Annotated in this window: 25 protein-coding genes, 1 tRNA gene, 1 pseudogene and 1 other annotated feature; of the genes and pseudogenes, 22 read left to right on the forward strand and 5 right to left on the reverse strand. The window is 35.5% G+C overall.

Going from position 1 to position 26,822, the window contains the following annotated elements; all coding sequences use genetic code 11:
* Positions 1–152 precede the first annotated feature (152 nt).
* From ACEN33_RS07050 to ACEN33_RS07080, 7 genes and pseudogenes are all read left to right on the forward strand, one after another.
* Positions 153–1,238, forward strand: coding sequence for a competence protein CoiA (locus ACEN33_RS07050; RefSeq protein ID WP_138405562.1), 1,086 nt, complete (start codon positions 153–155; stop codon positions 1,236–1,238).
* A 73-nt stretch (positions 1,239–1,311) separates the two neighbouring features.
* The gene (pepF, locus tag ACEN33_RS07055) at positions 1,312–3,114 is read left to right on the forward strand and encodes an oligoendopeptidase F (protein ID WP_138405563.1); all 1,803 of its coding nucleotides are present in this window, start codon (positions 1,312–1,314) and stop codon (positions 3,112–3,114) included.
* 284 nt (positions 3,115–3,398) lie between these two features.
* A pseudogene (locus tag ACEN33_RS07060) lies at positions 3,399–4,714 on the forward strand (CitMHS family transporter).
* A gap of 33 nt (positions 4,715–4,747) precedes the next feature.
* The gene (locus ACEN33_RS07065) at positions 4,748–4,891 is read left to right on the forward strand and encodes an isocitrate/isopropylmalate family dehydrogenase (protein ID WP_235888845.1); all 144 of its coding nucleotides are present in this window, start codon (positions 4,748–4,750) and stop codon (positions 4,889–4,891) included.
* A complete protein-coding gene (locus tag ACEN33_RS07070; protein WP_235888846.1) occupies positions 4,840–5,739 on the forward strand; it encodes an isocitrate/isopropylmalate dehydrogenase family protein in 900 nt (299 codons plus the stop codon). The genes ACEN33_RS07065 and ACEN33_RS07070 overlap by 52 nt, the downstream gene beginning before the upstream one ends.
* Positions 5,740–5,839: 100 nt before the next feature.
* Positions 5,840–5,911, forward strand: a tRNA-Arg gene (locus tag ACEN33_RS07075).
* A 167-nt stretch (positions 5,912–6,078) separates the two neighbouring features.
* Positions 6,079–6,648 carry a Gx transporter family protein gene (locus ACEN33_RS07080; RefSeq protein WP_138405072.1) on the forward strand — a complete coding sequence of 190 codons (570 nt, stop codon included), beginning with the start codon at positions 6,079–6,081 and terminating at the stop codon, positions 6,646–6,648.
* A 57-nt stretch (positions 6,649–6,705) separates the two neighbouring features.
* Here ACEN33_RS07080 and ACEN33_RS07085 read toward each other — a convergent pair whose 3' ends face one another.
* On the reverse strand, positions 6,706–7,464 hold the full coding sequence (locus ACEN33_RS07085; RefSeq protein WP_407094799.1) for a hypothetical protein: 759 nt from the start codon (positions 7,462–7,464) through the stop codon (positions 6,706–6,708).
* Positions 7,465–7,690: 226 nt separating this feature from the next.
* Here ACEN33_RS07085 and ACEN33_RS07090 point away from each other — a divergent pair, with 226 nt between their 5' ends.
* The 9 genes from ACEN33_RS07090 to ACEN33_RS07130 all read left to right on the forward strand — a co-directional run bounded on the left by ACEN33_RS07090 (position 7,691) and on the right by ACEN33_RS07130 (position 16,894).
* The gene (locus tag ACEN33_RS07090; RefSeq protein ID WP_407094800.1) at positions 7,691–8,122 is read left to right on the forward strand and encodes an HIT family protein; all 432 of its coding nucleotides are present in this window, start codon (positions 7,691–7,693) and stop codon (positions 8,120–8,122) included.
* Positions 8,123–8,136: 14 nt separating this feature from the next.
* On the forward strand, positions 8,137–8,490 hold the full coding sequence (locus ACEN33_RS07095) for a YtxH domain-containing protein (RefSeq protein ID WP_138405069.1): 354 nt from the start codon (positions 8,137–8,139) through the stop codon (positions 8,488–8,490).
* A 127-nt stretch (positions 8,491–8,617) separates the two neighbouring features.
* Positions 8,618–9,682, forward strand: coding sequence for a peptidylprolyl isomerase (locus ACEN33_RS07100; RefSeq protein WP_407089729.1), 1,065 nt, complete (start codon positions 8,618–8,620; stop codon positions 9,680–9,682).
* A gap of 214 nt (positions 9,683–9,896) precedes the next feature.
* The gene (locus ACEN33_RS07105) at positions 9,897–10,052 is read left to right on the forward strand and encodes a hypothetical protein (protein WP_218931869.1); all 156 of its coding nucleotides are present in this window, start codon (positions 9,897–9,899) and stop codon (positions 10,050–10,052) included.
* A 359-nt stretch (positions 10,053–10,411) separates the two neighbouring features.
* Complete coding sequence (locus ACEN33_RS07110; RefSeq protein WP_407089730.1) at positions 10,412–12,286, forward strand: FAD-dependent oxidoreductase; 1,875 nt, start codon at positions 10,412–10,414, stop codon at positions 12,284–12,286.
* A 117-nt stretch (positions 12,287–12,403) separates the two neighbouring features.
* Positions 12,404–13,378, forward strand: coding sequence for a polyprenyl synthetase family protein (locus ACEN33_RS07115; RefSeq protein ID WP_407089731.1), 975 nt, complete (start codon positions 12,404–12,406; stop codon positions 13,376–13,378).
* A gap of 110 nt (positions 13,379–13,488) precedes the next feature.
* A complete protein-coding gene (locus ACEN33_RS07120; RefSeq protein WP_407094801.1) occupies positions 13,489–14,718 on the forward strand; it encodes an FMN-binding protein in 1,230 nt (409 codons plus the stop codon).
* Between the two features lie 132 nt (positions 14,719–14,850).
* Positions 14,851–15,957 carry an FAD:protein FMN transferase gene (locus ACEN33_RS07125; protein ID WP_407089733.1) on the forward strand — a complete coding sequence of 369 codons (1,107 nt, stop codon included), beginning with the start codon at positions 14,851–14,853 and terminating at the stop codon, positions 15,955–15,957.
* A complete protein-coding gene (locus tag ACEN33_RS07130) occupies positions 15,950–16,894 on the forward strand; it encodes a UbiA family prenyltransferase (RefSeq protein ID WP_407089734.1) in 945 nt (314 codons plus the stop codon). The genes ACEN33_RS07125 and ACEN33_RS07130 overlap by 8 nt, the downstream gene beginning before the upstream one ends.
* 38 nt (positions 16,895–16,932) lie before the next feature.
* On the opposite strand, the gene ACEN33_RS07135 is transcribed toward ACEN33_RS07130, so the two are convergent.
* Both ACEN33_RS07135 and ACEN33_RS07140 read right to left on the reverse strand, forming a co-directional pair.
* Entirely contained in the window at positions 16,933–17,352 is a 420-nt protein-coding gene (locus ACEN33_RS07135; protein WP_407089735.1) for a DUF1801 domain-containing protein, read from the reverse strand.
* 29 nt (positions 17,353–17,381) lie between these two features.
* The gene (locus ACEN33_RS07140; RefSeq protein WP_407089736.1) at positions 17,382–17,780 is read right to left on the reverse strand and encodes a NusG domain II-containing protein; all 399 of its coding nucleotides are present in this window, start codon (positions 17,778–17,780) and stop codon (positions 17,382–17,384) included.
* Between the two features lie 160 nt (positions 17,781–17,940).
* Here ACEN33_RS07140 and ACEN33_RS07145 point away from each other — a divergent pair, with 160 nt between their 5' ends.
* The 3 genes from ACEN33_RS07145 to serS all read left to right on the forward strand — a co-directional run bounded on the left by ACEN33_RS07145 (position 17,941) and on the right by serS (position 20,816).
* On the forward strand, positions 17,941–18,570 hold the full coding sequence (locus tag ACEN33_RS07145; protein WP_407089737.1) for a 50S ribosomal protein L25: 630 nt from the start codon (positions 17,941–17,943) through the stop codon (positions 18,568–18,570).
* 91 nt (positions 18,571–18,661) lie between these two features.
* A complete protein-coding gene (locus tag ACEN33_RS07150; RefSeq protein ID WP_407089738.1) occupies positions 18,662–19,189 on the forward strand; it encodes a tRNA (cytidine(34)-2'-O)-methyltransferase in 528 nt (175 codons plus the stop codon).
* Positions 19,190–19,223: 34 nt separating this feature from the next.
* Positions 19,224–19,449: a binding site (T-box leader), on the forward strand.
* A 77-nt stretch (positions 19,450–19,526) separates the two neighbouring features.
* Positions 19,527–20,816, forward strand: coding sequence for a serine--tRNA ligase (gene serS / locus ACEN33_RS07155; RefSeq protein WP_407093468.1), 1,290 nt, complete (start codon positions 19,527–19,529; stop codon positions 20,814–20,816).
* Between the two features lie 317 nt (positions 20,817–21,133).
* Here serS and ACEN33_RS07160 read toward each other — a convergent pair whose 3' ends face one another.
* Positions 21,134–21,973, reverse strand: a complete 840-nt coding sequence (locus ACEN33_RS07160; protein WP_407093469.1) for an undecaprenyl-diphosphate phosphatase — start codon at positions 21,971–21,973, stop codon at positions 21,134–21,136.
* 164 nt (positions 21,974–22,137) lie between these two features.
* Positions 22,138–23,166 carry a lactonase family protein gene (locus tag ACEN33_RS07165; protein WP_407089741.1) on the reverse strand — a complete coding sequence of 343 codons (1,029 nt, stop codon included), beginning with the start codon at positions 23,164–23,166 and terminating at the stop codon, positions 22,138–22,140.
* A gap of 133 nt (positions 23,167–23,299) precedes the next feature.
* Between ACEN33_RS07165 and ACEN33_RS07170 the strand changes: the two genes are divergently transcribed.
* The 3 genes from ACEN33_RS07170 to ACEN33_RS07180 are packed head-to-tail and all read left to right on the forward strand — an operon-like array spanning position 23,300 to position 26,720.
* On the forward strand, positions 23,300–24,508 hold the full coding sequence (locus ACEN33_RS07170; RefSeq protein ID WP_407089742.1) for an AI-2E family transporter: 1,209 nt from the start codon (positions 23,300–23,302) through the stop codon (positions 24,506–24,508).
* A gap of 19 nt (positions 24,509–24,527) precedes the next feature.
* Positions 24,528–26,012 (forward strand): hypothetical protein, encoded by a 1,485-nt coding sequence (locus ACEN33_RS07175; protein WP_407089743.1) that lies wholly within the window; start codon positions 24,528–24,530, stop codon positions 26,010–26,012.
* An 18-nt stretch (positions 26,013–26,030) separates the two neighbouring features.
* Positions 26,031–26,720, forward strand: a complete 690-nt coding sequence (locus tag ACEN33_RS07180) for a DUF554 domain-containing protein (RefSeq protein ID WP_407094802.1) — start codon at positions 26,031–26,033, stop codon at positions 26,718–26,720.
* Positions 26,721–26,822 lie beyond the last annotated feature (102 nt).

The following is a 26,822-nucleotide window of genomic DNA, read 5'->3' on the forward strand; positions in this document are numbered from 1 at the left end:
TTCATCCGTGGTAAGATGGGTGTAGGTCATTTGTGGTCACTCCTTTGTATTCTTTGGTCGGAATTACAAGTTGAGTGTACCACAAATGGCTGTTTTAGTTGTCTAGCTTAATTTTACAATCGGCGTATTTATAAATAAGGGGGATTGATTACATGTTAGTTGCTATGTCAAAAGAAGGCGAATTAATTTATGCTAGTGAAGTTAAATTTAAGTATCCAAATTTAATGGAATTTTATTGCCCGACTTGTGCCCAAAAGGTATTTTATAAAGATAGTCATAAAGGTAAAGGGTTTTTTAGTCATTATTCAAAGTGCCAATTAGTAGAGAGTCGAAGGAGTCCTCTTGAATCAGATGAACACAAACGTGGAAAAGAAATAATTATTGAAGAATTGCAAGGTATACAGAAACTAGTTCTTCAAACTGAATTGTATTTTCCAGAAATTAATCAATTTGCAGATGTCTATGTCACAGTAAAAAGAGAGAGTAGCAAATCTGTTATTTATGAATTTCAAAGATCCGTCATTCCAGCTGCCGATGTTATAGTAAGAAATCAAAATTATAAACAGCTAGTGAATCAAGTGCACTGGCTGATGGATGATTACACAACGCGTAGCACCGCCTTGAATCAAAGATGGAAGCAGACAATGTTAAATTATAATGATGACTGGGGCTTTCACTTGAAATTTCTTAACTTAAAGAAGAAAGAAATTGTTATTCAACGTCATCTACCAATCATCTATCAGAAAAATAATTATAGACTGAAACAAAATAGAATGACCATTCGTGAGTTCCATCAACTAGATAGCTTACAAGATGAAAATTGCGAGTTAATTTCAGTGCGAAAGCGAACTAAAGCGAGTTTAAATTATAATCGTCAATTAAATGGCATTATGAATAATGAAGCGTATAGAAATACCATTTACTTATTATATCAACAAGGTACTGTATTAACTGATATGCCAGAATGGGTCTTTACAGAACAGTGGGAAGTGCTATTAACTCAATCGCCCAGTTGGCTTGTCTTTTCTTGGTCATTGGCAATCATCAGACAGCTTAACTATAAATTTACCACTGACGCCTTTATAGAGAAATTTCGAGCTTGTTCTGAAATTAAAGTAGCTCGAACACCGCTCATTTATAGTGATATCTATCCAGTTTTATGTCTTGCAATACTTATATTACTGTTTCAAAAAGGGATATTAGAAAAAGTGAGTAATGTGGAATGGATTTCAAAATAATGATTCTTCAAATTGGTTTAGAAATAGTGCATGTGATACACTAGTTATATGATTTTAAATGAGGAGGATATTGATGACAGATTCAAATGTAAAAACAAGAGAACAAATGAATGCAACATATCAATGGAATTTAACACCATTATTTGCATCCGACGAAGAGTTTGAAAGTGGGTACGCTAAAGCTAAAAATAATCTTGATAAGATTACAGCTTACAAAGGCAGATTAGGGGAAAGCCCAGAAGTGCTTAGTGAAGCTATCGATACATTATTAGAGTTAGGACGCGAAGTTTCTAACTTAGGTGTGTATGCTCATCTGAAAAATGATCAAGATCAAACAAATCCGACATACCAAAAGATGAATGCTCAAACCGAGCAACTATATTCTAAATATAGTCAAGTGACGTCATTCTTTAGACCAGAATTACTTGCTATTCCTGCTGAGAAACTAGAAGAAATGACAGCAAACAATGATAGACTGAAAGAATTAGATCAGTTTATTGACGATATTGCACGTAATCGCGAACACGTTTTACCACCAGAACAAGAATTATTACTAGCCAGTGCGAGTGAAGTTTTTGGTGGAGCAACACGTATCTTCGGCTACCTAAATAACGCTGACTTCCAATTCCCAACTGTGAAAGATAGCGAAGGTAATGACGTTCAATTGACTCATGGTCTATACGGAAAATTATTAGAAAGTACAGATAGACGCGTCAGAAAAGATACTTTTGAAGGGTTCTACTCTGTGTATCAACAATTTGAGAATACTTTAGCTCAAACTTTAACAACTGAAATTAAGACACATAATTACAATGCTAAAGTTAGAGGGTTTGAATCAGCGAGAGCAGCAGCTTTATTCACTAATAATATTCCTGAATCTGTCTACGATACATTATTAGAAACTGTTGAATCTCGATTAAACTTATTACATCGTTATGTAGACTTACGTAAATCATTGTTAAATATCGATGATTTAGAAATGTATGACATGTATACACCATTACTGGGTGAACCTCCAATTGCCTTTACTTATGAAGAGGCAAAAGAAATTACTTTAAATGCGCTTCAACCATTAGGTGAAGAATACTTAGAAATCATTCGCAATGCGTTTGACGAGCAATGGATTGATGTTTATGAGAATAAAGGGAAACGTAGTGGAGCATATTCATCAGGAACATATGACAGCAAACCATATATTCTAATGAACTGGCAAGATAGCCTAAATTCATTATATACACTCGTCCATGAATTAGGACACAGTGCCCACAGTTACTTAACCCATGCGAATCAACCGTACGAATACGGTAGCTACTCAATTTTCCTAGCAGAAATCGCATCTACAACAAATGAAAACTTACTAACGAATTATTTATTGAGAACTTATGATGATAAAGATATTCAACGCTATGTTCTAAATCATTTCTTAGATGGATTAAAAGGAACAGTCTTCCGTCAAACTCAATTCGCAGAATTTGAACACTTTATCCACGATCAAGATGGTAACGGTCAACCATTAACAGCTGAGTTTCTGTCAGAAAACTATCAAAAATTAAATGCGAAATATTATGGTCCATCTGTGAATTCTGATTCTGAAATTAAGAATGAGTGGAGTCGTATCCCTCACTTCTATATGAATTACTACGTATTCCAATATGCGACTGGATTTGCTGCAGCAACTGCCTTTGCAGATCGTATTGCTGATGGTGATAAAGAAGCATTAAATAGCTATTTAGGTTTCTTGAAATCAGGTAAAAGTCAGTATGCCATCGATACGATGAAGACTGCTGGTTTAGATATGACAAAACGTGATTATATCGAACAAACTTTAGATGTATTTGAACAAAGATTAGCTGAATTTGAAGCACTATTAGATTAAGTCTAAGGAGAGCGATTTGTAACTAGAACGTTTGAGCGTTCTATTACGAATCGCTTTTTTGTATTCGAGATAAATGAACATAAAAATATATTCACGTCGATAAAACAATATTGATATATATAAACGGCGAAAATAACGCTTACCAACCACAAATTTATGACTAAATTTCAAAAGTTAACTTATCAAAATTAATTGGGTTATATATACTTAATGAATATTTAAAAAAAGATGATTAAATAACTTTTTGTTCATCTAAAATTAACATAAAATAATGAGGTGTATAAATGGTTGCTTTAATGGGTTATTTATTAATAATTGTTTTTATGATTCTAATTATGATGAAAAAGATATCTCCTTTCGTTGGCTTAGTTTTCCTACCAATAGTATGGGCGATTATGGGTCAATTATTTGGCTTATGGAATATTGATATTGGACAGGCTGCAATGGATGGTCTACTAGGTACAGCGCAGACAGGTATCATGCTATTCTTTGCAATATATATGTTCACAATTATGATTGATGCTGGTCTATTCGACCCGCTTTCAAACGCTATGATTCGTTTTGCAAAAGGAAATCCACTGAAAGTGATGATTGCAACAGTCGCATTGACTGCCGCAGTATCATTAAACGGTGATGGAACCACGACAATGATTATTGTATGTACGGCTTTTGTGCCAATATACAAACGTCTAAATATGAAGAGGTTAGATTTAGCCGTATTAACAATGACATCACATTCAATTATTAATTTGCTACCATGGGGTGGACCAACAGCGCGTGCGATTGCAGTAATGAATGTAAGTGAAGCAGATGTTATGCGTGGTTTAACACCAATGATGATTGCTGGAATTATTCACATGTTTATCGTAGCTTATGTGATTGGTCGCGGTGAACGGAAACGTTTAGGTGTCGTGAATCTATCGAATAATGAACTTGAGAAATTAATGGTTATCGAAGATCAAGAGACGCTTGATATCCGTCGACCTAAGAATGTTTGGATCAATGCGATTACTGTATTTGTTGCCATAGGGTTATTAATCGCCAATGTCATTCCATCAGCAATCATTTTTATGGTTGGTACAGTTATTGCGTTACTTGTAAACTACGGGTCGTTGACACTGCAAAAAGAGCGTATTGATAATAATGCAAGTGAAGCTAACCAAGTTGTTATGACAGTATTTGGTGCTGGAGTATTTATGGGAGTTTTACAAGCAACTGGAATGGATGATGGGATTGCATCAAGTTTGAATTCAATCATTCCAGAAAGCTTAAGTGGCTTCTTTGGTATCATTGTTGCTATTATATCCGCTCCAGGTACATACTTCTTACATAATGATGCATTCTACTACGGAATGATGCCTATTCTTGCTGAAGCAGGAACGGCTTACGGCTTTACTGCCTAGAGTTAACTTTTGCATCTTTAATGGGACAAGCTTTCCACTTATTCAGTCCATTAGTACCTTTTGCTTATGTATTATTAGGTATGACAAATGTGGAGTGGGGCGACTGGCAGAAAAAAGGCCTTCTCGTATCACTAGGAATATTTATTGTTTTTGTTATAGTTGGTGCAGTTACAGGGATAATGCCAATATCTTTGTAGAATCAATTTTAGAAAATGAAGGGAGCAATTGATGTGAAAATTACATTAATACCAGGCGACGGGATTGGTCCCGAAATTACTGAAAGTACACGGAATATTGTAGATGCGCTAGATATTGGAATTGAATGGGAAGTTGTTGCAGCGGTGAAGCTGTCTTTAATAAACAAGGTACATTAATTCCAGATGATGTTTATGAAAGTATTGAAAAGAATAAGATCGTGTTAAAAGGACCCATTATGACACCGATCGGAAAAGGTTTCCGTAGTGTTAACGTAGCCTTACGTAAGAAATACGATTTGTACGCGAATATTCGTCCTGTAAAAAGTTTAGGAACCATCCCATCTTTAACCAAAGATTTAGACTTAATTCTCTTTAGAGAGAACACAGAGGATTTATACGCAGGTGTCGAAAAGCAAATTTCAGATGATGAAGCTCATAGCATTAAGATCATCACACGATCCGCATCAGAACGAATTGTACGCGAAGCCTTTGAATATGCAAAAGCGAATGATCGTCAAAGTGTGACAGTTGTGACAAAAGCAAATATTATGAAGCTGACAGATGGATTGTTCCTAGATGTTGCCCGAGGCGTAGCTGAAGAGTACCCATCCATAGAATTCAAAGAAATTTTAGTCGATAATATGGCGATGCAATTAGTCATTAATCCTAAGCAGTTTGATGTTATAGTTACTGAGAACCTCTATGGTGATATTCTGTCTGATTTAATGGCAGGTTTAGTAGGTGGTTTAGGCTTAGTACCTGGAGCAAATATTGGCGAAGATATTTCAATTTCTGAAGCAGTACATGGTTCAGCCCCTGATATTGCAGGCAAAGGCCTAGCAAACCCCACAGCGATACTCTTGGGGGTTTGCCAGATGCTAGATCATATTGAGCAAAAAGATGCGTCAAATCGCCTAAGAAACGCATTAGACACCGTCTTAAGTGATTCAAATAACTTTACTAAAGATTTAGGTGGAGAGATGACTACTATAGGCTTTACTGATGCCGTCATAAAAGCTTTATAGTCTTAATAAGGAATATCTTTGAAAGAAGTAGTGCGACGGCGCTGCTTCTTTTTTTGTATCTTGAAATATAACCTAAAGATGGCTATAATAGAGAAGTTAAGCCGCCATAGTGTAATGGATATCACATAAGATTCCGGTTCTTAGGATGGGGGTTCGATTCCCTCTGGCGGCGTTTAAATTAATAAGATACTTAACAATTCATTTTATTCAATTGTTAAGTATCTTTTGTTTTATTTTTGCATGAACGGTTAACAATATAAATAAATACGTGTATACTGTGAGAATAGTTATGAGAGATAATTGGAAGTATATAGATAAGTTGTTTAATGGAGGAATGAGATGAGACGAAGTCGTTATCAAATTATGGTGTACATTGCCATGCTAGCTGCACAGGCAGTAGTTATAAGTATTCTTGAAGGAGCGATCCCTTCACCTCTTTCCTTTGCTCCTGGAGCTAAATTAGGTTTAGCGAATTTAATATCTGTGATTGCTATATTCACACTGCCTTTTTCAAAAAGTATTCAAGTCGTGTTAATTCGAACTGTACTCACTGCTTTAATTGGTGGTAATATGTCAACGTTTTTTTATAGTTTATCGGGGGGATTGTTAAGTTACTTTGCAATGTTATGGTCGAAAAAACTAGGACCTAATAAGGTGAGTATTATTGGGATTTCTGTTCTCGGAGGGGTAATGCACAACATTGGACAACTAAGTGTAGCAGCCTTATTTGCAAGATCGTTCTCCGTGATGAATTATCTTCCGGTTTTATCAATTTCTGGGATTTTAGCTGGCTTTGTTGTCGGCTTCCTTGGGAATTTTTTACTCGAGCGTATCTCAGTTCTTCAGATGTATCATAAAGAACACGTCGCAAATACAGACCAAAAAAATTGGTTATCAAATCATAAATAAAAAATACCTTCTAACGAAGCTACTTGAAAAAGTACTCATCGTTAGAAGGTATTTTGCTTATTGACTTGAACCTTGTGCAGAAATTAATTGTAAGACACGTTGCGTTGTACCATCTGAAGCAGTTCGTTCAATTACAATAATACCGACAGTTGGGGCAAAGTAGTAATTATAAGTAACAGAACCACTATCTTCTTGCGCCTGTTCTTCAATACGAAGAACATCATTAAAGGTTTGGCCACCTACATCATATGAACTTATTAATTCGGATACCTTGCGTCTTTTTTCTTTGTTGTATCCACTTGAAAAGCTTGATCCAATAGTTAAATCACTCGGTAAAATGAGCGATTCATCATTATCACTTGCTTCTGGTGAGTAACGTAAATCGTCTACAACATAATAATCATTGAAAGAAGCGAGTTCATAAAAGCCTGTATCACGGATTTGATACACATAAGCGATAGCTTCTTGGCCAGAAAATGACGTCACTTGAAAAATTCCGTTACTATCAGGCGAATATTCCATAATAATATCTTGGGCATCAAAGTAAACTTGATCACCTTGATATTGATAATTTATAAAATTTGCATAAGGAACAAATTCCTCAAAAGAAATGCTTATCTGTTGGCTCATACTTTCATCATCTACATTGTCATTTATTTCTTGATCCTCAGAAGAGTCAGGCAATTCATCTTGTTGGGAATCATTTATATTATTTTCTTGGGCTTGAATAACCTGTCCATTACTAATGCTTAAAAACATGATTGATAGAACAAAAGTTATAAACTTACGCATATTCAAATTAAAACTGACGCGCAAAATTGCCACCTACTTTCCATTTACTTCTTGTGTAATAAAAGTATAGCACATCAAAACTATATGTGTGTAAAGATTTCGGGGAATAAAGATTGAAGAATTTACTAATTATATTCGGTTTTATGAATTATTTGTGAAATTGATCTCCAATTACCTAGTTATTTTTTTGTAATTCCGATAAAATCTAGTATGATAAACAAGATAAGAATTACATGAGAGGAAGATAAAGATGAAAGATTGTATTTTCTGTAAGATTATAGATGGTGATATACCTTCAGCGAAGGTATATGAAGACAATGAAGTATTTGCATTCTTAGATATGTCGCAAGTAACTCCAGGGCATACTTTAGTAGTACCAAAAAAACACGTTGAGAACATCTTTGAATATGATGAAGACGTTGCGGTAGCAGTCGCGAAACGCTTACCTAAAATTGCAAATGCAATAAAAGAAGCATTTCCTGATGTTAAAGGAATGAATATCGTAAATAATAATGGTGAGTTAGCATATCAATCCGTTTTCCATACTCATTGGCACCTATTACCACGTTACACTGAAGATGATAAATTCGCTATCGAGTTTAGTAATAATCAAGACAGCTATACACAAGAAGAGTTCAATGAAAGAGCAGCATTAATTGCGTCACAAATCAAAGAAAATTAAAGAGGTGTATTTATATGGTTGGATTTAAATCAGGATTATTTTGGGGAGCTTTCTTTGGAGGACTAGCAGGGTTAATGAATGCGCCCAAGAGCGGTAAAGAAACGCGTGAAGATTTGAAGCACTTTATTGATACGACAACGGATGATGTGAATGATGTTCGTTATAAAGTAGACAATTTAAGAATGTCAGTGCAGAAATTAACTCAAGAAGGCATGGATAGTGTTAAAACTGCGACAGATGGTATTCAAACATCGTTACAACATTTCGAAGAAGAAACCACGCCAAGAATTAATCGGATTCAACGTCATATCGAGGATTTAAACGAAGATATTGAAGAACAAGTAGAAGAAATTAATCTTAATAATTAATTAATTTAAATGAACTTAAATCAATTTGTTTGAATTTTCCTAGATTAATATATTAACATGGAGTTCAAATAGATAAAGTATGATATATTTGTAACATATTTAAAAATAGTTAGGAGCCAAAAACTTTATGAAAAAAACGCTAAAAAAAGTATCATTAGTTGCTTTAACATCAACATTATTACTTTCAGGACTAGGTAGTATTGCCTCAGTAATGGCACAAGAAGAATCAGCAGGTGAGGTCATTGCAACTGTAGGTGGCGAGGATATTACTAAAGAGGAATTATATGAATCAATGAAAGCTATCGCTGGTGATACAACATTGAGAACAATCATTCTAGAAACTGTCTTAGAACAAAATGTATCGGATGCTGAAGCACTAAGAACTGCAGCGGAAGAAGAAGTCCAAGCTCAGATCGACGAAGCGGGTGGGGAAGAAGTTTTCCAACAATTATTAGCATACCAAGGCTTAAGTGATATCGAAACATATACTTACCAAATCTTTGTAAGAAATATGTTCCAAGAAGTTGTAGAAAGCCAAATAGACATGTCAGATGAAGCTATTACAAACTACTATGAAAATGAATATTCACCTTTAATGGAAGCTCAACATATCTTAGTTGAAACAGAAGAAGAAGCCTTAGATGTGATTGAACGCATTAATAATGGCGAAGAATTTGATGCAGTAGCACAAGAAGTGTCATTAGATTCAACTGCACAAAACGGTGGATTATTACAACCATTCCCGGCCGGACAAATGGTTCCAGAATTTGAAGAAGCAGTAATAAACTCAGAGAACGGTAAAATGACAGAAACGCCTGTAGAATCACAATACGGTTTCCACGTTATTCGCACAATCAATAATGGTGAAAAACAACCATTAGAAGATGTTCGTGAAGATGTTGAAGAACAATACGTTACTTCACGCTTTGCTGATAGCCAATTCGCTTATGGAGTGATAGGTCAATTACTCCAAGATACTGGATATGAAATTCATGACGAAGACTTACAAAACGCTGTTCAAGACTTAATTGATCTTGCAAATGCAAACAATGAAGCAGCAACAGAAGAAGAATCAACTGAGGAGACAACTGAAGAATCTACGGAAGAAACTTCAGAAGAAACAGCTGAGGAAACAACAGAAGAATCAGCAGAAGAAACGACTGAAGAGACTACTGAAGAGTCTGCAGAATAATTTATAACATATAATAGACAGCTGATTATTAAATCGGTTGTCTTTTTTTGAGAATGAATGAGCAATTACTTATTATTCGTGAGAACTTCACATTTAGTTAAAGATAAACTCATGAAAAGACTAGCGATTTCTTAGGGAACTTTAAAGAAAGTCATTTGATGAGTATGTTAAATTAGATAAGGTAAAAGAACATACATAATCAGGAGGCTATGAAATGACACAAACAATAATTTCAAGAATCACTCAAGGTAAAGATGTCGCACAAAAAGCAATCGTTGAAAATTTCAGAGGTCTATATCGCAAAGATTCCCGTTTTACTTATCCTGAAGCCACACTAATATTACCAAAATCAGTTAAAAATAATAAATAATCACTTACAAACGCCACTGTATATCACTCATTGATGTACAGCGGCATTTTATTGTTTGTATATGTGAATTCAGCTACAAGCCGAGATTCATGTGATTCAAAAAAAGTGTTTGTGAAAAAATAAACACCATTTTTAATCATTGAATTAGTATAAAATTCGTATTTAGATAGCATCGATCACTTGATATTATAAATACAATAAAAAAAATAATATGTGAAATGGCGAGCTAGTAGTTTTGTTCCTATGGGATAAACAACGAAATTACTTGTGAAAAAAATATTAAAGTAAAAAACACATTGTAAAAACGTAATACTAGCGGTATACTATGAACGAAATTATTTGATAGGAAGTGAATATAATTGGCAAAAGAAATAGTAATTGTAGGTGCTGGCTTTGCCGGTGTTGCAGCGGCAAGAAAATTAGGTAAGAAATATAAAAAAGACAAAACTGTCAATATTACATTAGTTGACCGTCATTCATATTTAACATATATGACTGAATTACATGAAATTGCGGGTGGACGTTTAGAACCAGATGCAATTAAATATGATTTACGTCGTATTTTCCATCGTTTGAACAACGTAAAATTAGTAACAGATAATGTATCTGAAATTGATCACGATAACAATGTTGTTATTGGAGAACAAAGCAATTATAAATTTGATTATTTAGTATTAGCTGTTGGTGCTGAGCCAAATGATTTTGGTATCGACGGAGTGAAAGAGAATGGATTCACATTATGGTCAATGGAAGATGCAGAACGCGTTCGTGAACATATTATTGATATGGTTTATAAAGCTGCGCGTGAACACGACCCAGTTAAACGTCGTGCATTGCTATCATTCTTAGTATGTGGTGGAGGTTTTACTGGTGTTGAGATGATTGGTGAATTAGTTGAATGGTTACCAATCTTAGCTGAAGAACACAAATTAAATCCAGATGAAATCTCATTCCATTTAGTAGAAGCTGCTCCAAAGATTTTAAATACTGTTACAGAAAAAGAACAAGAGCGCGCTATGAAATATATGCGTAAAAAAGGCATTGATATTACTTTAGGTGATGGAATTGCTAAAATCGCGGAAGATCATATTGAACTTGCTTCAGGTAAGAAAATTGCTACATATACTTCAATTTGGACTGCAGGTATTAAAGCGAATACTGATGCTAGTGAATGGGGTGTTGAACAAGCACGTGCTGGTCGTTTAGTAGCAGACCAATACATGCAAGCAAAAGGATACGACAATGTATTCGTAGCTGGAGATTTAGTTTATTATGAAGATCCAACAAACAACAACATGCCTACACCTCAAATCGTTCAAGCGGCAGAGTTAACAGGTGATGTTGCAGCAACATCAATCATTTCAGAAATTAGTGGTACTGAAAAAGAAGAATTCGAAGGTAAATATGATGGTAACATGGTATCTATTGGATCAACTTATGGTGTAGCTTATCTCTATGATAAATACAGTGTTCAAGGCTTTATCGCCATGTTCATTAAACATGCAGCTAACGTGATTTACTTCTTAAGTATTGGAAGTTTCTACTATGCATGGTTGTATGTTCGTCACGAATTCTTTACAATCAAACACAAACGTAATATTTTCCGTGGTCACTTATCTGCTCATGGTAATATTTTATGGTCAGTGCCATTACGTCTCTTCTATGGAGCTATGTGGTTAGTTGAAGGGTTGAAGAAAACATTTGGTATGTTTGGTGGTCAATCTTGGTTTGAAGATGAAGTTGTCTTCCCGTTCCCTTGGTTACAAGAAGAAGTAACAAGTGCAGCGTCAGCAACTGAAACAGAAGAAGTTGTTGAAGTGGCAGAACAAATCTTTAGTTTAAACTATGTTTACGGTGAAGAGCCAATGTTAGTCTTTGATGAAATGCCAGGTTGGTTCGCATCAATTATGGAATTCATGATGCCAAATCAAGATGTTGCATTATTCATGCAAAAAATGATGTCATTAGTAGAATTAGGAATTGGTTTAGCTTTAATTGCTGGATTATTCACATTCCTAGTAAGTGGTTTAACTGTTGTCTTAGTAGCAATGTTCTGCTTATCAGGAATGTTTGTATGGGTTAACATGTGGTTCATCCCAGCTGCAATTGCTTTAATGATGGGGGCAGGTCGAGCATTTGGATTAGACTACTATGTAATGCCATGGTTAGGTAAACTATTCGATGGTTGGATATGGGGGAAACCTAAGCATATCTACACAGATAATATAGGATAAAAGAATAGATTATTTTAAATCGAAAGCTAGGATTTTAACGGATAGAAAGTAGACCTATCTTCGTTAAATCCTGGTTTTTTATATTTTTATAATGTTTATAGATGGGAGAAAAAAACATTGATACATGAGATTTGGCGTGAGTATCCTGAGATAGAAAAAGCCTTAAAAGAAACTAAACAAACCATGCGTAAAGGTATTTCTATTCGCATACCCGAAATAGAAGCTAAGATACAAGAATACATTGATGCGCCAGGTAAATATCTACGTGCAGGTTTATCTTTGATGTTTTTCTATATGGAAAACGGCAGTATGAACAAAAAAATAATTACATATGCGGCAGCGATTGAGTTACTGCATTTAGCAACGTTGATTCATGATGATGTGATTGATAGCGCCGATTTAAGACGTGGTATTGAAGCGATGCACATAGCACAAAGTAATAAAATCGCGGTTTATGCAGGTGATTATCTCTTTAGCTACAGTGGCCGTTTAGTATCTGATTTAATTGATGAAGTTCAGTTCCAAAACCGCAATAAGTGGATTTTAGAAAATATTATGAGTGGTGAATTGCGTCAACTAGCTAATACCTTTAATAAAGAGATGACAATGATTGATTATATTCGTCAAATAAGAGGAAAGACAGCCATGTTATTCGGACTGTCAGCTTCAGGTGGCTACTATCTAGCAAATAATGACATCCGAAAAGCACAAAATGTAAGATTACTTGGAACCTATTTAGGTATTGCTTTTCAATTACAAGATGATTTAATTGATTTTTTAGTCCCGGCAGGCACTTCCGGAAAACCAAGTATGCAAGATGTTCCAAATGGAAATTACACGGCGCCATTACTACTTGCGATGGAGAAGAGTGACTCGGTAAGACGTTATGTAAATGAAACGGTTGAGTGGGACGAAGCATCATTAGATAAGTTGTCATTAATGATGAAAGAAACCGGCGCTTTTCACGACACCGAAGTACTCATTGAACGATATATTGAAAAAGCCTTATTTTATCTAGATAGAATAAGTGATTCTGAGTATAAAGCACAAATCAAGAAAATAATCTTACTAATATCTAATCGACAGTACTAACACCAGAGTCATTACTAGACAAATAAATGATTCTATTATAAACTAAGTTTAAGTAATTTTGCCTTTGTATCACGAAGGTAAACACTTACCAAAAAAAGGAGATGACATTAATGAAAAAGAATTTATTAAAGGGTACTCTATTATTAGGATCAATGTTTATATTAGCTGCCTGTGGCGCTGAAGAAGAAGCACCAGAAAGCGTAGAATCTGAAGTATCAACTGTTGTCGAAGAAGAAGTAGAATCGGAAGAAACAACTGAAGAGTCAGAAGAATCAGAAGAGTCAACTGAAGAAGAAACATCAGAAGAATCGGAAGAGTCAACTGAAGAAGAAACATCAGAAGAATCGGAAGAGTCAACTGAAGAAGAAACATCAGAAGAATCGGAAGAGTCAACTGAAGAAGAAACATCAGAAGAATCAGAAGAGTCAGCTGAAGAAGAAACATCAGAAGAATCGGAAGGGTCAACTGACGAAGAATCATCAGCAGATTCAGAAGAATCAGCTGACGATGCTGCAGTAGTAGGAACTGACGAATCAGCAGAAGCTGGTGCATTAACAGACGGTGAATACTCAGTTGTAGGTAACCCAGACGAACGTGGTTGGGCTGTAACTCATACGATCACTGTTGCAGATGGAGAAATTACTGATTCAAACTTTGATTACGAAAATGAAGACGGAGACTTAAAATCAGAAGATGAAGAGTACAATACTCAAATGGAAGAAGTAGCTGGCGTATCATCGGCAGATGCAACTCAAGAATTAAATGATGCATTAGTTGAATCACAATCAGCAGACGTAGATGTTGTTTCAGGTGCAACTTCAACATCAACTTCATTCCAATTCACTTCGCAAGTATTATTAGAGTTAGCTGCACAAGGCAACACTGAAGAAGTTAATGTTGATGAACTAGAATTAGCAGACGGTGAATATACAGCTGAAGACTTAACAATTACTGTTGAGGGTGGCGAAATTACTGACGCAATATTTGAAGCTGAAGATCAAGACGTTGCTGATGAATTAGCAGCTGCTTTAGTAGAAGCTGGAAATGTTGAAGGTGTTGAGCCGGTAGAAGGTCAAGAAGAACTTTCTACAACATTCATCGCTTTAGCAACTCAAGCTACAAATGATGCTAAATTAGCAAGTTTAACAGCTGATGCAGAAGAGTCTAGTGAAGAATCTGAAGAGTCTAGTGAAGAATCTGAAGAGTCATCTGAAGAATCAAGCGAAGAGTCAACATCAGAAGAAACTTCGGAAGAATCATCTCAAGTAGAGTCTGAAGAATCAACTGAAGAAGAATCATCTGAAGAAGAATCATCTGAAGAAGAATCATCTGAAGAATAAGCCAAAATAATTAAATAGAAAATATGTCATAAGTGAGCTAATTTATACAATTAGCTCACTTTTTCACTTTTATAGAAGCTATAAGAATAGTATAATAAGTATTACGAATTAGAATAGCTAGGAGCATATTTAATGAAAAATGCAATGAAAAAAGTGGCCTTATTTGTTACAGCAATCATCTTATTTGGTTGTGCAAGTGATGATGAGCCAGAAGTGGTTATATCAGGGGCAAGTCCGACAACTACGACAGAAGTAAATGAAAATGGGCTCCCGATTGTTAAAGAACCTACAACCATAACGGAGACGATGTTACATACGGTTGTTCAAATGCAAGTCTATCATGAAGGCGTCGAAGATGTGATGCAAGAAGCGATTGATTATATGGCGGAGATGGAAACACTCCTTTCCACAAACGTTGAAGGATCTGACGTATATAGAATCAATGAGAATGCTGGGATTGAGCCGGTTGAAGTACAACCTGAAACAATGGAAATCATTAAACGTTCAATTCAAATTGCCCAAGAGAGTGATGGGCTCTTTGATATCTCAATTGGAGTTCTCACAGATTTATGGCAAATCGGAAGTGATGATGCGCGTGTTCCAGAAGATTCTGAAATAACTGAAGCAGTTAATCTAATCGATTATGAAAAGATTAGCATTGATGAAGAGAATATGACGGTCATGCTTGAAGAAGAAGGCATGTCACTGGAGTTAGGTGGTATTTCTAAGGGATATATTGGTAGTGGCATTGTTGAGATCTTTGAGGAAAACAATATTACAACAGCCATCATTAACCTTGGAGGGAATGTCGTTGTTATGGGGACATCACCATCCAATGAAGATGGTTGGAATGTTGGGGTTCAAGACCCTGATGAAGTGCGTGGTGAAATAGTTGGGACTCAACGTGTCATAAATGCAGCCATTGTTACAAGTGGTATCTACGAAAGATATTTAGAAGTGGACGGCACAAAATACCATCACATTATGGATCCTAGAACAGGCTATCCTTTAGATAATGAGATTTCAGGTGTAACTGTCTTTGCACCAACCTCTTTTGATGGTGACTCTTATTCGACAGCCTTATTCTTAATGGAGATTGAAGAAGGTATCGAGTTTATAAATTCAAAAGATGGGTTTGAAGTGGCTTATGTCGATAAGGAAGGTGGAGTACATCTTTCTGCTGGTATTCAAGATAGTTTTAATTTAACGAATGAGGAGTATTACATCGCTGATGAATAAAATAAATTTAAAAATGTTTTTAGAATTTGTCGAAATTCGAACAAAAATAGCAAGTTTTTTTCCAATGATGGTTGGTTTTTTATGGACAGGTTACTATTTCAAAGAATTTAATTGGTTGAATTCAGTTATATTTTTCCTAGCTGCGACTTGTTTTGATATGACGGTAACAGCGATTAATAATACATTGGATTATCACAAAGCCTTAGATAATAACTATAAGGAAGAGCAGAATGTGATTGGTAAATACAAATTAAATTACCGGACAATGGTCATCATTGTATTTATCCTTTTAGCTATTTCGCTGATACTTAGTTTATATCTCGTTTGGTTAACAGATCCAATGCTCTTATTGATCGGAGCTTTGTTATATTTTATTGGAATAATTTACACATTTGGACCGTTACCAATTTCACGTACACCATACGGGGAGATTTTCTCAAGTTTAACGATGGGATTCGGTATCACTTTTCTGGCGGTATTCATGACCCGCTATGAAGTACTGCTTTCAAGTGAATGGACTTGGACTAATTTAGTATTGAATATCGGTTGGTTTGATATTCTTAAGATATTTTGGTTCAGCTTGCCACAAATACTTTTAATAGCGAATATTATGCTTGCCAATAACACCCGAGATTTGGATACAGATATTCAAAACGAACGACGGACGTTAGTTTACTATATTGGTAGACCGAACGCGATTCGCTTGTATCAGTTGCTTAGCTTCTTACCATGGATTGTGTGGTTGACTTATATTATTACCGGTATATTCCCTTGGTGGACGATTGTTACTTTAGCCGTTGGCTATGTGCATTATCAAGGTGTGATGAGATATACGGAAAGAATTCCACAGCCAATTGCCTTTAAAGAAGCTATTCAGAGTTTTATATTGTTTTTAAGTATGTATGTCATTGCTCTATTTGTTTTATTGTTAGTATAAAGACAGCCTCGATTTTATTGAAAATCGAGGCTGCTTTTTTATTTAGGATATTTACTTAAAGTGTGTTCCATTGAGTTTTCTAACATTGTTTTTAAGACATCTAAATCAATATCAGCTAATTTATTTACGTAAATACACATTTTACCAGTGGTGTGTTTTCCAAGTTGCGCTAATAATTTATCTTTGTCTTTAAATTCGGTAGCAAGGTACAAACTAAATTTGGCTTTTCTAGGGGAAAAGGCTAAATAAGATGTATCACCTTCACGACCAGAATTGTAGACATAATGGTAAGTTCCAAAACCGATAATATTTGGATACCACATTTGAGGTTCAAAACCAGTCACTTCTTTAAATAAATCTAATAAAAAAAATGAATCAATTTGTTTTTGTTTTGAATCAATCGACTCAATAAATTCGACGACATCTTCACCTGTGGGTTTAAATTTGGCTGCTGACATTATAAAACCTCCATTTTATGATTAGTTATTTACAAGGGTAGTATCAATTCATCATCAGCCATTTTGCCGGTAATCTCTAACACGAGCCCGTGGGGGAGACAAATCGCAGTTTGCCCTGGTCTTTCAATCCAACCTGTTCTAACGCCAACTTGATCAGGACTATTATCTTCTTTAATACGAGCTTGGTTATTATTGATTTCGATAATATTGTACTGGTTATCGTTTGGATAATATGTCTTTTCGACTTCTAATCCTTCTGATAATTGGAACTCATCTACAACTTCACCGTGGATTTTCACTATCGCAACGGCATCTTCTGAATCATTGAGATGAGCATTCGTAATGACATTTGGAATAAAAGAAATGATGATTGACACGATAATAAATACATAATCAAAGGGTTTAAAGTAGCTTAATATTTTTCTCATGGGACCTACCTCTCTATTGCAAAGCAATGAATCTTTACTTATTGTATAAAAAAAATATGGTTTTATCTAGCTTTTTAGAGGGAAATTTGATACTATAACGTATGTGCGAAAATTACTATTTGAAATGCATTAAATTATTTATAGATAAGGAGATTTTATTATGAACTTAAAAGCAGAACTTAGAGAAACAACTGGCTCAAGTGCTTCACGCAAAGCTCGTGCTGAAGGAAAAGTGCCTGTATCTTTATACGGTAAAACAGTAGAAGCAACTTCGCTTTTAGTAGATCGTCGTGATTTCGAAGCTTTATTAAAAGAAGAAGGTACTAACGCGGTATTCAATTTAGATTTTAACGGTGGCACTCAAAAAGTATGGTTAAAAGACTATGAACGTGCAGCGTTAAAAGACGAAATGTACTCAATTGACTTGGAAGCTATCTCTGCTGACCAAACATTAACGGTAGAAATTCCATTATACGTTGTTAATGATGAAACAATTGAAGAAGGTATCGTTGAAATCGTTGAAAACGAAATTACTGTTGAAACTAAACCAGATACAATCCCTCAATACTTTGAAGTGGATGTAAAAGGCTTAGAAATCGGTGATACTTTAACTGTAGCGGATATCGCTCTCCCAGAAGGTGTAGAAATTATGATGGAAAATGATGAAACAATCGTTTCAATCTCAATTCCTACTGAAGAAGCAGAAGACGTAGATCCAGATGAAGAAGCAGCTGAACCAGAAGTAATTGGTGCAACTGAAGAAGAAGCAGAAGAAGCAGAAGAAGAGTAATCTTCAAATAATTTTATTAAAAGACACGTTCAATACGTGTCTTTTTCTATCTAAACATTCACCAAATTACGTGAAGAAAGGGAGGATTCCATTGAAAAATCATATTGCTTTATTTGAACCATTGATGCCTGCTAATACAGGGAACATCTCTAGAACTTGCGCGGCAACTAATTCAACGCTCCATTTAATTCATCCTCTAGGATTTTCAACCGATGATAAAATGTTGAAACGTGCTGGCTTAGATTATTGGCATAATGTTGATATTGTCGAGCATGATAATTTAGAGGCATTTCTTTCATACGTTGGTGAACGTAAACTGTATTTAATTACTAAATTTGCACCTCAAATTTATTCTGAGGCAGACTTGGCTCAAAATGAAAGTAATGAGCAATTCTTCCTATTTGGAAAAGAAACAACGGGCCTTCCGATTGAATTGATGGAAGCGCATAAAAATAACAGTTTGCGAATTCCAATGAATGACGAACATGTACGGTCACTTAACTTATCAAACACTGCTAATATCGTTATATTTGAAGCTTTACGCCAACAACAATGGCAAGAGCTAGAGGCAATTCATCATTATGACGATACTGACAAAGCGAAAGACTTGAATTGGTAGGATTGCTTGACTTTATGGCGGGATAATTTATAATATGATTAAATGAGAAACGAATAGTATTTGAGATAATTGTTAAGAGAAGTGATGGTTGGTGAGAATCACTCAGTTTAATCAAAGAATCCACGTTTTATTCAGCCTACGAAAGCGCGATTAAGTAGTGCCGGCCTCACCGTTATTGAATTTAAGAGCAAGTAAACTCACTATTATTGGGTTTATTTGAACTTGGGTGGCACCGCGAATGAGAACCTTTCGTCCCATGAATTATTCAGGGACGGAAGGTTCTTTTTTATGGCTATGTTTAATTTAATGAATATTTAAAATCACAGGAGGAAACAATATGTTAGATCGTAAAATGTTAAGAGATGACTTTGAATTTGTCGCAGAAAAACTTGCCACCCGAGGTGTGGAGCGTGAGTTATTAGAAAATTACCGCGACTTAGACGCGCAAAGAAGAGAATTAATTGCTCAAACTGAGGAAGCGAAGCAAACACGTAACGAAACAACTGAAAAAATTGCTCAGCTAAAACGCAACAAAGAAAATGCGGATGAGCAAATCAAAGCAATGCAAGAAATCGGTAAAGAAATTAAAGCGATGGATGACAAGTTAGTCGCGATTCAAACTGACTTAAATAATATTGAATTCACATTACCTAACATCCCAAATGAAGATGTGCCAGTTGGTGAAGATGAAGACGATAATGTTGAAATCCGCCGTTGGGGAGAAATTTCAGAATTTGATTTTAAAGCATTAAATCACTGGGATATTGCTGAAAACTTAGGTATCTTAGATTTTGAACGTGGAGCAAAAGTTGCCGGTGCGCGTTTCGTATACTATGTAGGCCTAGGAGCTCGTTTAGAGCGTGCTGTTTATAACTTTATGTTAGATACTCACGGGAAAAATGGCTACCGCGAAATGATCACACCTTACATGGTAAATGAAAAAGCAATGTTCGGAACAGGGCAATTCCCTAAATTTAAAGAAGATGTATTTGAGTTAGAAGGGGACCGTAATTTAACTTTAATTCCAACGGCTGAAGTTCCATTAACGAACTACTATGCTGATGAAATTCTTGCATTAGATCAATTACCTGTACACTTTACAGCATTTTCACCATCATTTAGATCAGAAGCAGGAAGCGCTGGTCGTGATACGCGTGGATTAATCCGTATGCACCAATTCCACAAAGTTGAGTTAGTTAAACTTGCTCGTCCGGATGAATCTTATGCAGAATTAGAAAGTATGACTAAAGATGCTGAAGGTATCTTAGAAGCATTAAAAATTCCATACCGCACAATTATATTATCAACAGGTGATATGGGATTCTCTGCTGCTAAAACTTATGATATTGAAGCATGGATTCCAGCTCAAGATACTTACCGTGAAATTAGTTCATGTTCAAACACAGAAGCTTTCCAAGCTCGCCGTGCAAAAATCCGCTACCGTAATGAATACGAAAAAGTAGAACATGTTCATACTTTAAACGGTTCAGGATTAGCAGTAGGACGTACAGTCGTAGCAATTCTAGAAAACTACCAACAAGCAGATGGATCTGTGAAGATTCCTGAAGTACTTGTTCCTTACATGGGTGGCATTACAGAAATCACTAAAGAAAATGCTATGGGATAATTAGATTAAGTTAAATAACCGAAAATCATAACTGAGTCGAGTGCTTAGATATGGTTTTCGGTTATTTTGATTTGGGATTTGGATGGGATGGGGCATTGTGAACCGGCACGACACTCCGCGTTTTAGTTTGCGGTCCATTGTGTGCTGGCACGACACTCCGAATTTTAGCTTGCGGTCCATCGAGCTCCATCACGACGGCCCGCATTCGGATTTCAGAACCATCGCGCCTCCTCACGACGCCCCTTAAGGTCAAGTTTTACAAAAAAAGACCCAGTTGATTGCCATTAAAACAATCAACTGGGTCTATAAATTAAATATTAAAACTGGAACAGTGAGTAAAGTATAATGATCGCACCTAAGACGATACGGTATTTACCAAAGCCAGTAAAGTCATTACGTTTCAAGTAGTTCAGTAAGAATTTAATTGCAAATACGGAAACAATAAACGCAATGAACATTCCGAATAATAAATAAATCCATTCAACTGTCGTAAATGAAAAACCTAAGTCTAGAAGTTTAACTAAACTTGCACCGAACATCGCTGGAATACTTAAGAAGAATGAGAACTCTGTTGCAATGTGGCGAGATGTTCCAACTAATAACCCACCAATTATTGTAGAACCTGAACGAGATGTACCAGGGATGATAGACAATGCTTGGAAGATTCCAATTTTAAAGGCTGTTGCAAAAGATAAAGAATTAAAATCAGTTACTGTAGCTGCATGTTTTGATTCGCCTGTGCGTTCAATCCAAATAAAGATAATCCCGTACACAATCAGTGCAATAGCAACAACAATAGGATTATAAAAGTATTCATCCATATAATCTTTTAAAGCAAAGCCGAAGATTGCAACTGGTATACTTGCGAAAGCCACTTTAAACCAAAGAATCCAAGTATCCTTACGTTCCACTGAAGTTTTCTTTGGTGAAAAAGGGTTTAATTTATTAAAGTAAAGTAAAATTACTGCGAAAATAGAGCCTAATTGTACAAGTACTAAAAAGACCTCAACGAATTCTGAAGATAAATTCAAAGGAATTAAATCTTCTAAGATAATCATATGTCCCGTACTACTTATCGGTAGCCACTCTGTAATCCCTTGTACCACACTTAGGACAAAAATTTTTATAAGTTCAATAATATCAATCATTTGATCCATGTTTCCTATCCTCTCTAGAAATTTATTCAATCTATTATAACGTAAATTCACTAAAAAAGTATAGTATCCATGATAAAATCGAATTTAAGCGTTTTCTTCAAGGGAAAATAAGAATAAAAAAGCCAAACTGAAATCGTTTGGCTTTGATTGCAATATATTGTTAATTAAGCTGAGGCGATGCACACACACTCAGGTGCTTGTGTATCATTTTGGATAAATGTTAATTGACCTGTCTCAGCGTTACGGTCAAAGACAGAAATATGATCTGTATCTTGGTGAGCAACCAGAACGAATTTTTCTGTTTCATCAAGATTGAAATCACGAGGTATTTCACCATTCGTATCGATTTCTTGAATCTTCGTTAGTGCTCCACCATCTTTAGAAATTTCATAGACTGTTAATACATTATGGAAACGAGTTGAAACATATAGGAAGCGGCCGTCATTCGTAATACGGATTGCAGCGCCGGCTGATTTTTCAACGTGTTCTTCAGGAATATTCAGTTGCGTATCAACGGCAGCCATCTTACCTGCGGCGTCTAATGACACAACCGTAGTTGTGTTTGCTAACTCACCAATAATATATGCGTAAGGTTCTGTTGGATGTAATACTAAATGACGTGGCCCCGTTCCAGGTGTCAATTTAATCTCGCTAGAAGGAGATAAAGTACCATCATCTGCAATATCGTAAGTTGTAACAAAATCTGTACCTAAATCACAAACAAATAGTAAGTTTTGTGAATCATTAAAACCAGCAAAGTGAACGTGAGAAGAATCTTGGTTTTCATGAACACTTGAACCAGAATGTTCAACGGTTTGAATCACATCTAGTTCTTCGCCGTCTAATTTGAATACATCAATCACTCCTGCATGGTAGTTAGATACATAAATAGTTTGACTACTTTCGCGGTAACTTACATGACAACCACTACCGTTATCACCAAAACCACTAGCTACCTTGTCCCAAGTACCTTGTTCGTTCTTTTTGAAAGCTACGATTCCACCTTGGTCATTTTCTTTATGAATGGCAAAAAGTAAATCCTTAGCTTTAGATAAAGCCACAAAAGTTGGCCCGTTTAATTCGCTAATTAAATTTGTTTCTGAAAAAGCACCTTCCTTAACATCGAATTCAACTTGATGAATTCCTTTGTTGTCGCGTTTTGTATAGCCACCTAAAATAAATGTTTGAGTCATTTGATATCCTCCCAGTATATTAATACATAGAGTATAGCATAGATGAGTAAAATCATGAATGAATTAGATTCTTGAGATTTTTTATTAGTAGTGTGTTAAAATATCATTATCTTAAGTCATTGGAGTGAATTTTATGACAGATAATAAACGGAACGAAAAGCGTAAAGAAAGTTGGTTTGTGAGTCAATTTCTGAACAACCAATTTGTAATATTCTTATTCAATACACTGTTAATTTTATTAATTCTTTTAATATTTACACGTGTCGCTTACTTATTTAAACCAATCGTCACTTTTGTAAATTTAGTTGCCTTTCCAATTGTAGCAGCGGGGATTTTATATTATTTATTTTCGCCATTTGTTGCGCGATTAATTCAAAGAGGTGTATCAAGAAATATTTCGATTTGGATTATTTTTATCATTATTATTGCATTAATTAGTTGGGGTATTTCTACTTTAATACCATTGCTAAGAGAACAAGCGACGACATTCGTTGCGAATATACCCAATTATCAAGCATCATTAATGGAAACAATCGAGTCTTTACCTATCGATCTTGAAAGTGGTTTAATTGACCCGAAGATTACTGAATATTTTGCCAATATTGATTGGAATAGTATCACAGATCAGTTGAATACGATTATTACATCTACCTTTGGCGGTCTAGGAAGTGTAATTGGAACGGTGGCACAAGTAGTAACAGGATTAATAACAATGCCAGTGTTACTATATTATTTATTGCTGGAAGGCTATAAAATTCCGCAATATATCTTATATCATGTGCCTGATAAATACCGACCAAAAGTAGGGCGAATTTTATTGAAATCGAATCACCAAATCTCCCAGTATATTCGAGGACAAATATTAGTGGCGATCGTAGTAGGAATAATCTTTGCGATTGGTTATTCAATCATCGGTTTAGATTATGCAATATCACTTTCTGTGATTGCGGGTATATTTAATATTATTCCGTATTTGGGTTCTATAATGGCGGTTGTACCGGCATTAATTATCGGACTATTAATCTCGCCGTTCATGTTTATCAAAGTATTAATTGTGGTGGCCATCGAGCAATTGCTTGAAGGACGATTTGTATCACCACAAATATTAGGAAACAATTTAAAAATACATCCAGTAACAATCCTATTAGTATTACTCGGTGCCGGACGCTTATTCGGCTTATCAGGAGTTATCATAGGGGTTCCAGGCTACGCGGTCATTAAAGTAATTGTGACGGAGCTGTATAATACATTCCGAGAATCTTCAGGATTATTCGAAGAAGAATACGAAGTGGAAACATTAGCACCCGAAGTCATCGTAAGTCCTGTAAAGGAAAAAGAATAAAAGTAAAAGGTTGAAGTATATGAATAAACACATTAACAAAATAAAATTTTATAAAAAAATAGGGCTCATATTTATTGCAACTCTGTTTCTTGTCGGTTGTGGCAAGATTGAAAAAAACATTGAAGAGGTTGTTTCTAGCCAAGAAGTGAGTCAAGTAGAATCAGGTGGCACGTCTTCAAATGCGGATAATACTGAGAATGAAACACCCGTTGATGCTCGCTTTGTACCAGAATTTAGTCAAGTGATTGCTGAATTTAGAAACAGTGATGTGTTAACACTAGCAGATGAATCTTACTTTAAAGTAAATGAAACTTTCTCTCAAACACAGAATAATTTTCAATTAAGTGTCGAGAATATGGAGGTTTTTGAAGTCGAAAGTGCGGATGAATTTGTAAGTAGCGAATTTAACTATGAAGACAATCCAGGTTCAGTCGTCTTAATGGAAGTTGCTATAACAAACTTGACAGATGAAACTATTTATTATCCGATTGAAGGATTACGAATGAGTTATCAATCAGCAGATATGCAAATGCACCCATCATCTGCTTTATATCCAGCTCAAAGTGGAGATTTAACGAAAATACTCGAACAAAATAACGGCGAAATAGGACCAAGAATGACCGTTAACGGTTATCTTATCTATGGCCTTGGTCAGGATGAGTGGGAAGAAGCATCAGATTTGGGAAATGTTTACCTAACTGTTGTACCCCCTCAATCGGAACCCGATGCCATCTCAGGAGTGGGCGCAAGTTTACTAGGAGATGAACGAGTTCTTTACTTACCTTTAGACGAGGAGACTCAAGAGCAATTATCTGAGAATAATCAAATGATTCCAGACCGTTTATCATCAGAATGGTGGGGTCAAAAGACGATCCTAGCTCAAGATCAATTGAATGAAACGAGTGAAGATGATGATGTTTCAGTTGAGTTATTAAGAGCCGAAATCAGTAATTTTGAACCAAAAAATGTTTATGAAGAAAATTTTCAAAACTTTAATTATGGTCAGATTATTGTGTCCATTGAATATGAAATTACTAATAATAGCGACCATGAACTCCTTCCAGTAGATGGGGTTGCCACTTTACAAATTGGTGAAGATAGCTTGAATAGTGATTACGTCTTAATTAATGATTACAACGGTACAGTCATCAAACCAGGAGATAGTTACACAACAATTAAGACTTTTGCCTTAGATAAACTGAGATATCAAGAAGTTTGGCAAGGGGAGCCCTTCTATATCGCGATTAACACGCCAGTGAAAAGTGAAGATGAAGAAGATTTAGAAGAGGACACTGGAGAAGAAACAATTGAAGTTAGCAATGATTTAATTTATTACTTTGATTTCACTTGGACACCTAACTTGGTTAATTACATCTATGAAGACTTAGATGTTGTAAGTAAAAGTGAATATGAATCGGATAATGAGTCACTTGATGAGAGTGAGTCAGAAGAAGTTGAAGAAGAAGACAGCTCAACTGATGAAGCGAGTGATGAATTAAATTAATCGAATAGGAGTTGGAGTATGGGAGCAATTGTTAATGCAGTAGTCATCATTGTGTGTTCCTTAATTGGACTGCAAATTCGCTCAAGTATCCCGGTGCGAGTGCAAAAAAGTTTAATGCAAGCTGTTGGCTTGTGTGTTCTATCTATCGGAATTGCCGGTGCAATCCAAGGGAACAATACCATTGTTATGATTTTAAGTATTGTAATTGGAACACTGATTGGCGAATGGGTTGATATCGACCATCGCGTTCTATCTGGGATTAATAAATTTGAGAAGAAAGTGGGTAAAGGTAGTGCCAAATACGGTGACCTTTCTCATGGCATGGTTAGTGCCGCAATGATTTTCTGTATCGGATCAATGGCTATTGTTGGATCTTTAGAAAGCGGTCTTATTGGAGACAATACGACCCTTTATACGAAAAGTATCTTAGATGGTATTACATCGATTCTACTTGCATCATCCCTAGGAATAGGTGTTGCCTTAGCATCAATTCCTGTTCTATTGATTCAAGGAAGTATTATCATTTTTGCTAGCTTATTAGAGCCTTGGTTACCGGTAGAAGTTATCACGGAGATTATCTGTGTGGGATCTGTATTATTAGTCGGCTTAGGCTTGAATATTATCGAAGTCACTCAATTCAAGATAATGAATTTTGTTCCAGCAATTATCTTACCAGTTATAATTACGCCGATTGTAAAATTAAGCTAGACAACTAAAACAGCCATTTGTGGTACACTCAACTTGTAATTCCGACCAAAGAATACAAAGGAGTGACCACAAATGACCTACACCCATCTTACCACGGATGAA

Origin of the sequence: Ruoffia sp. FAM 24228, from assembly GCF_045528575.1 — a bacterium.
GTDB classification, from domain to species: Bacteria; Bacillota; Bacilli; order Lactobacillales; family Aerococcaceae; genus Ruoffia; species Ruoffia halotolerans.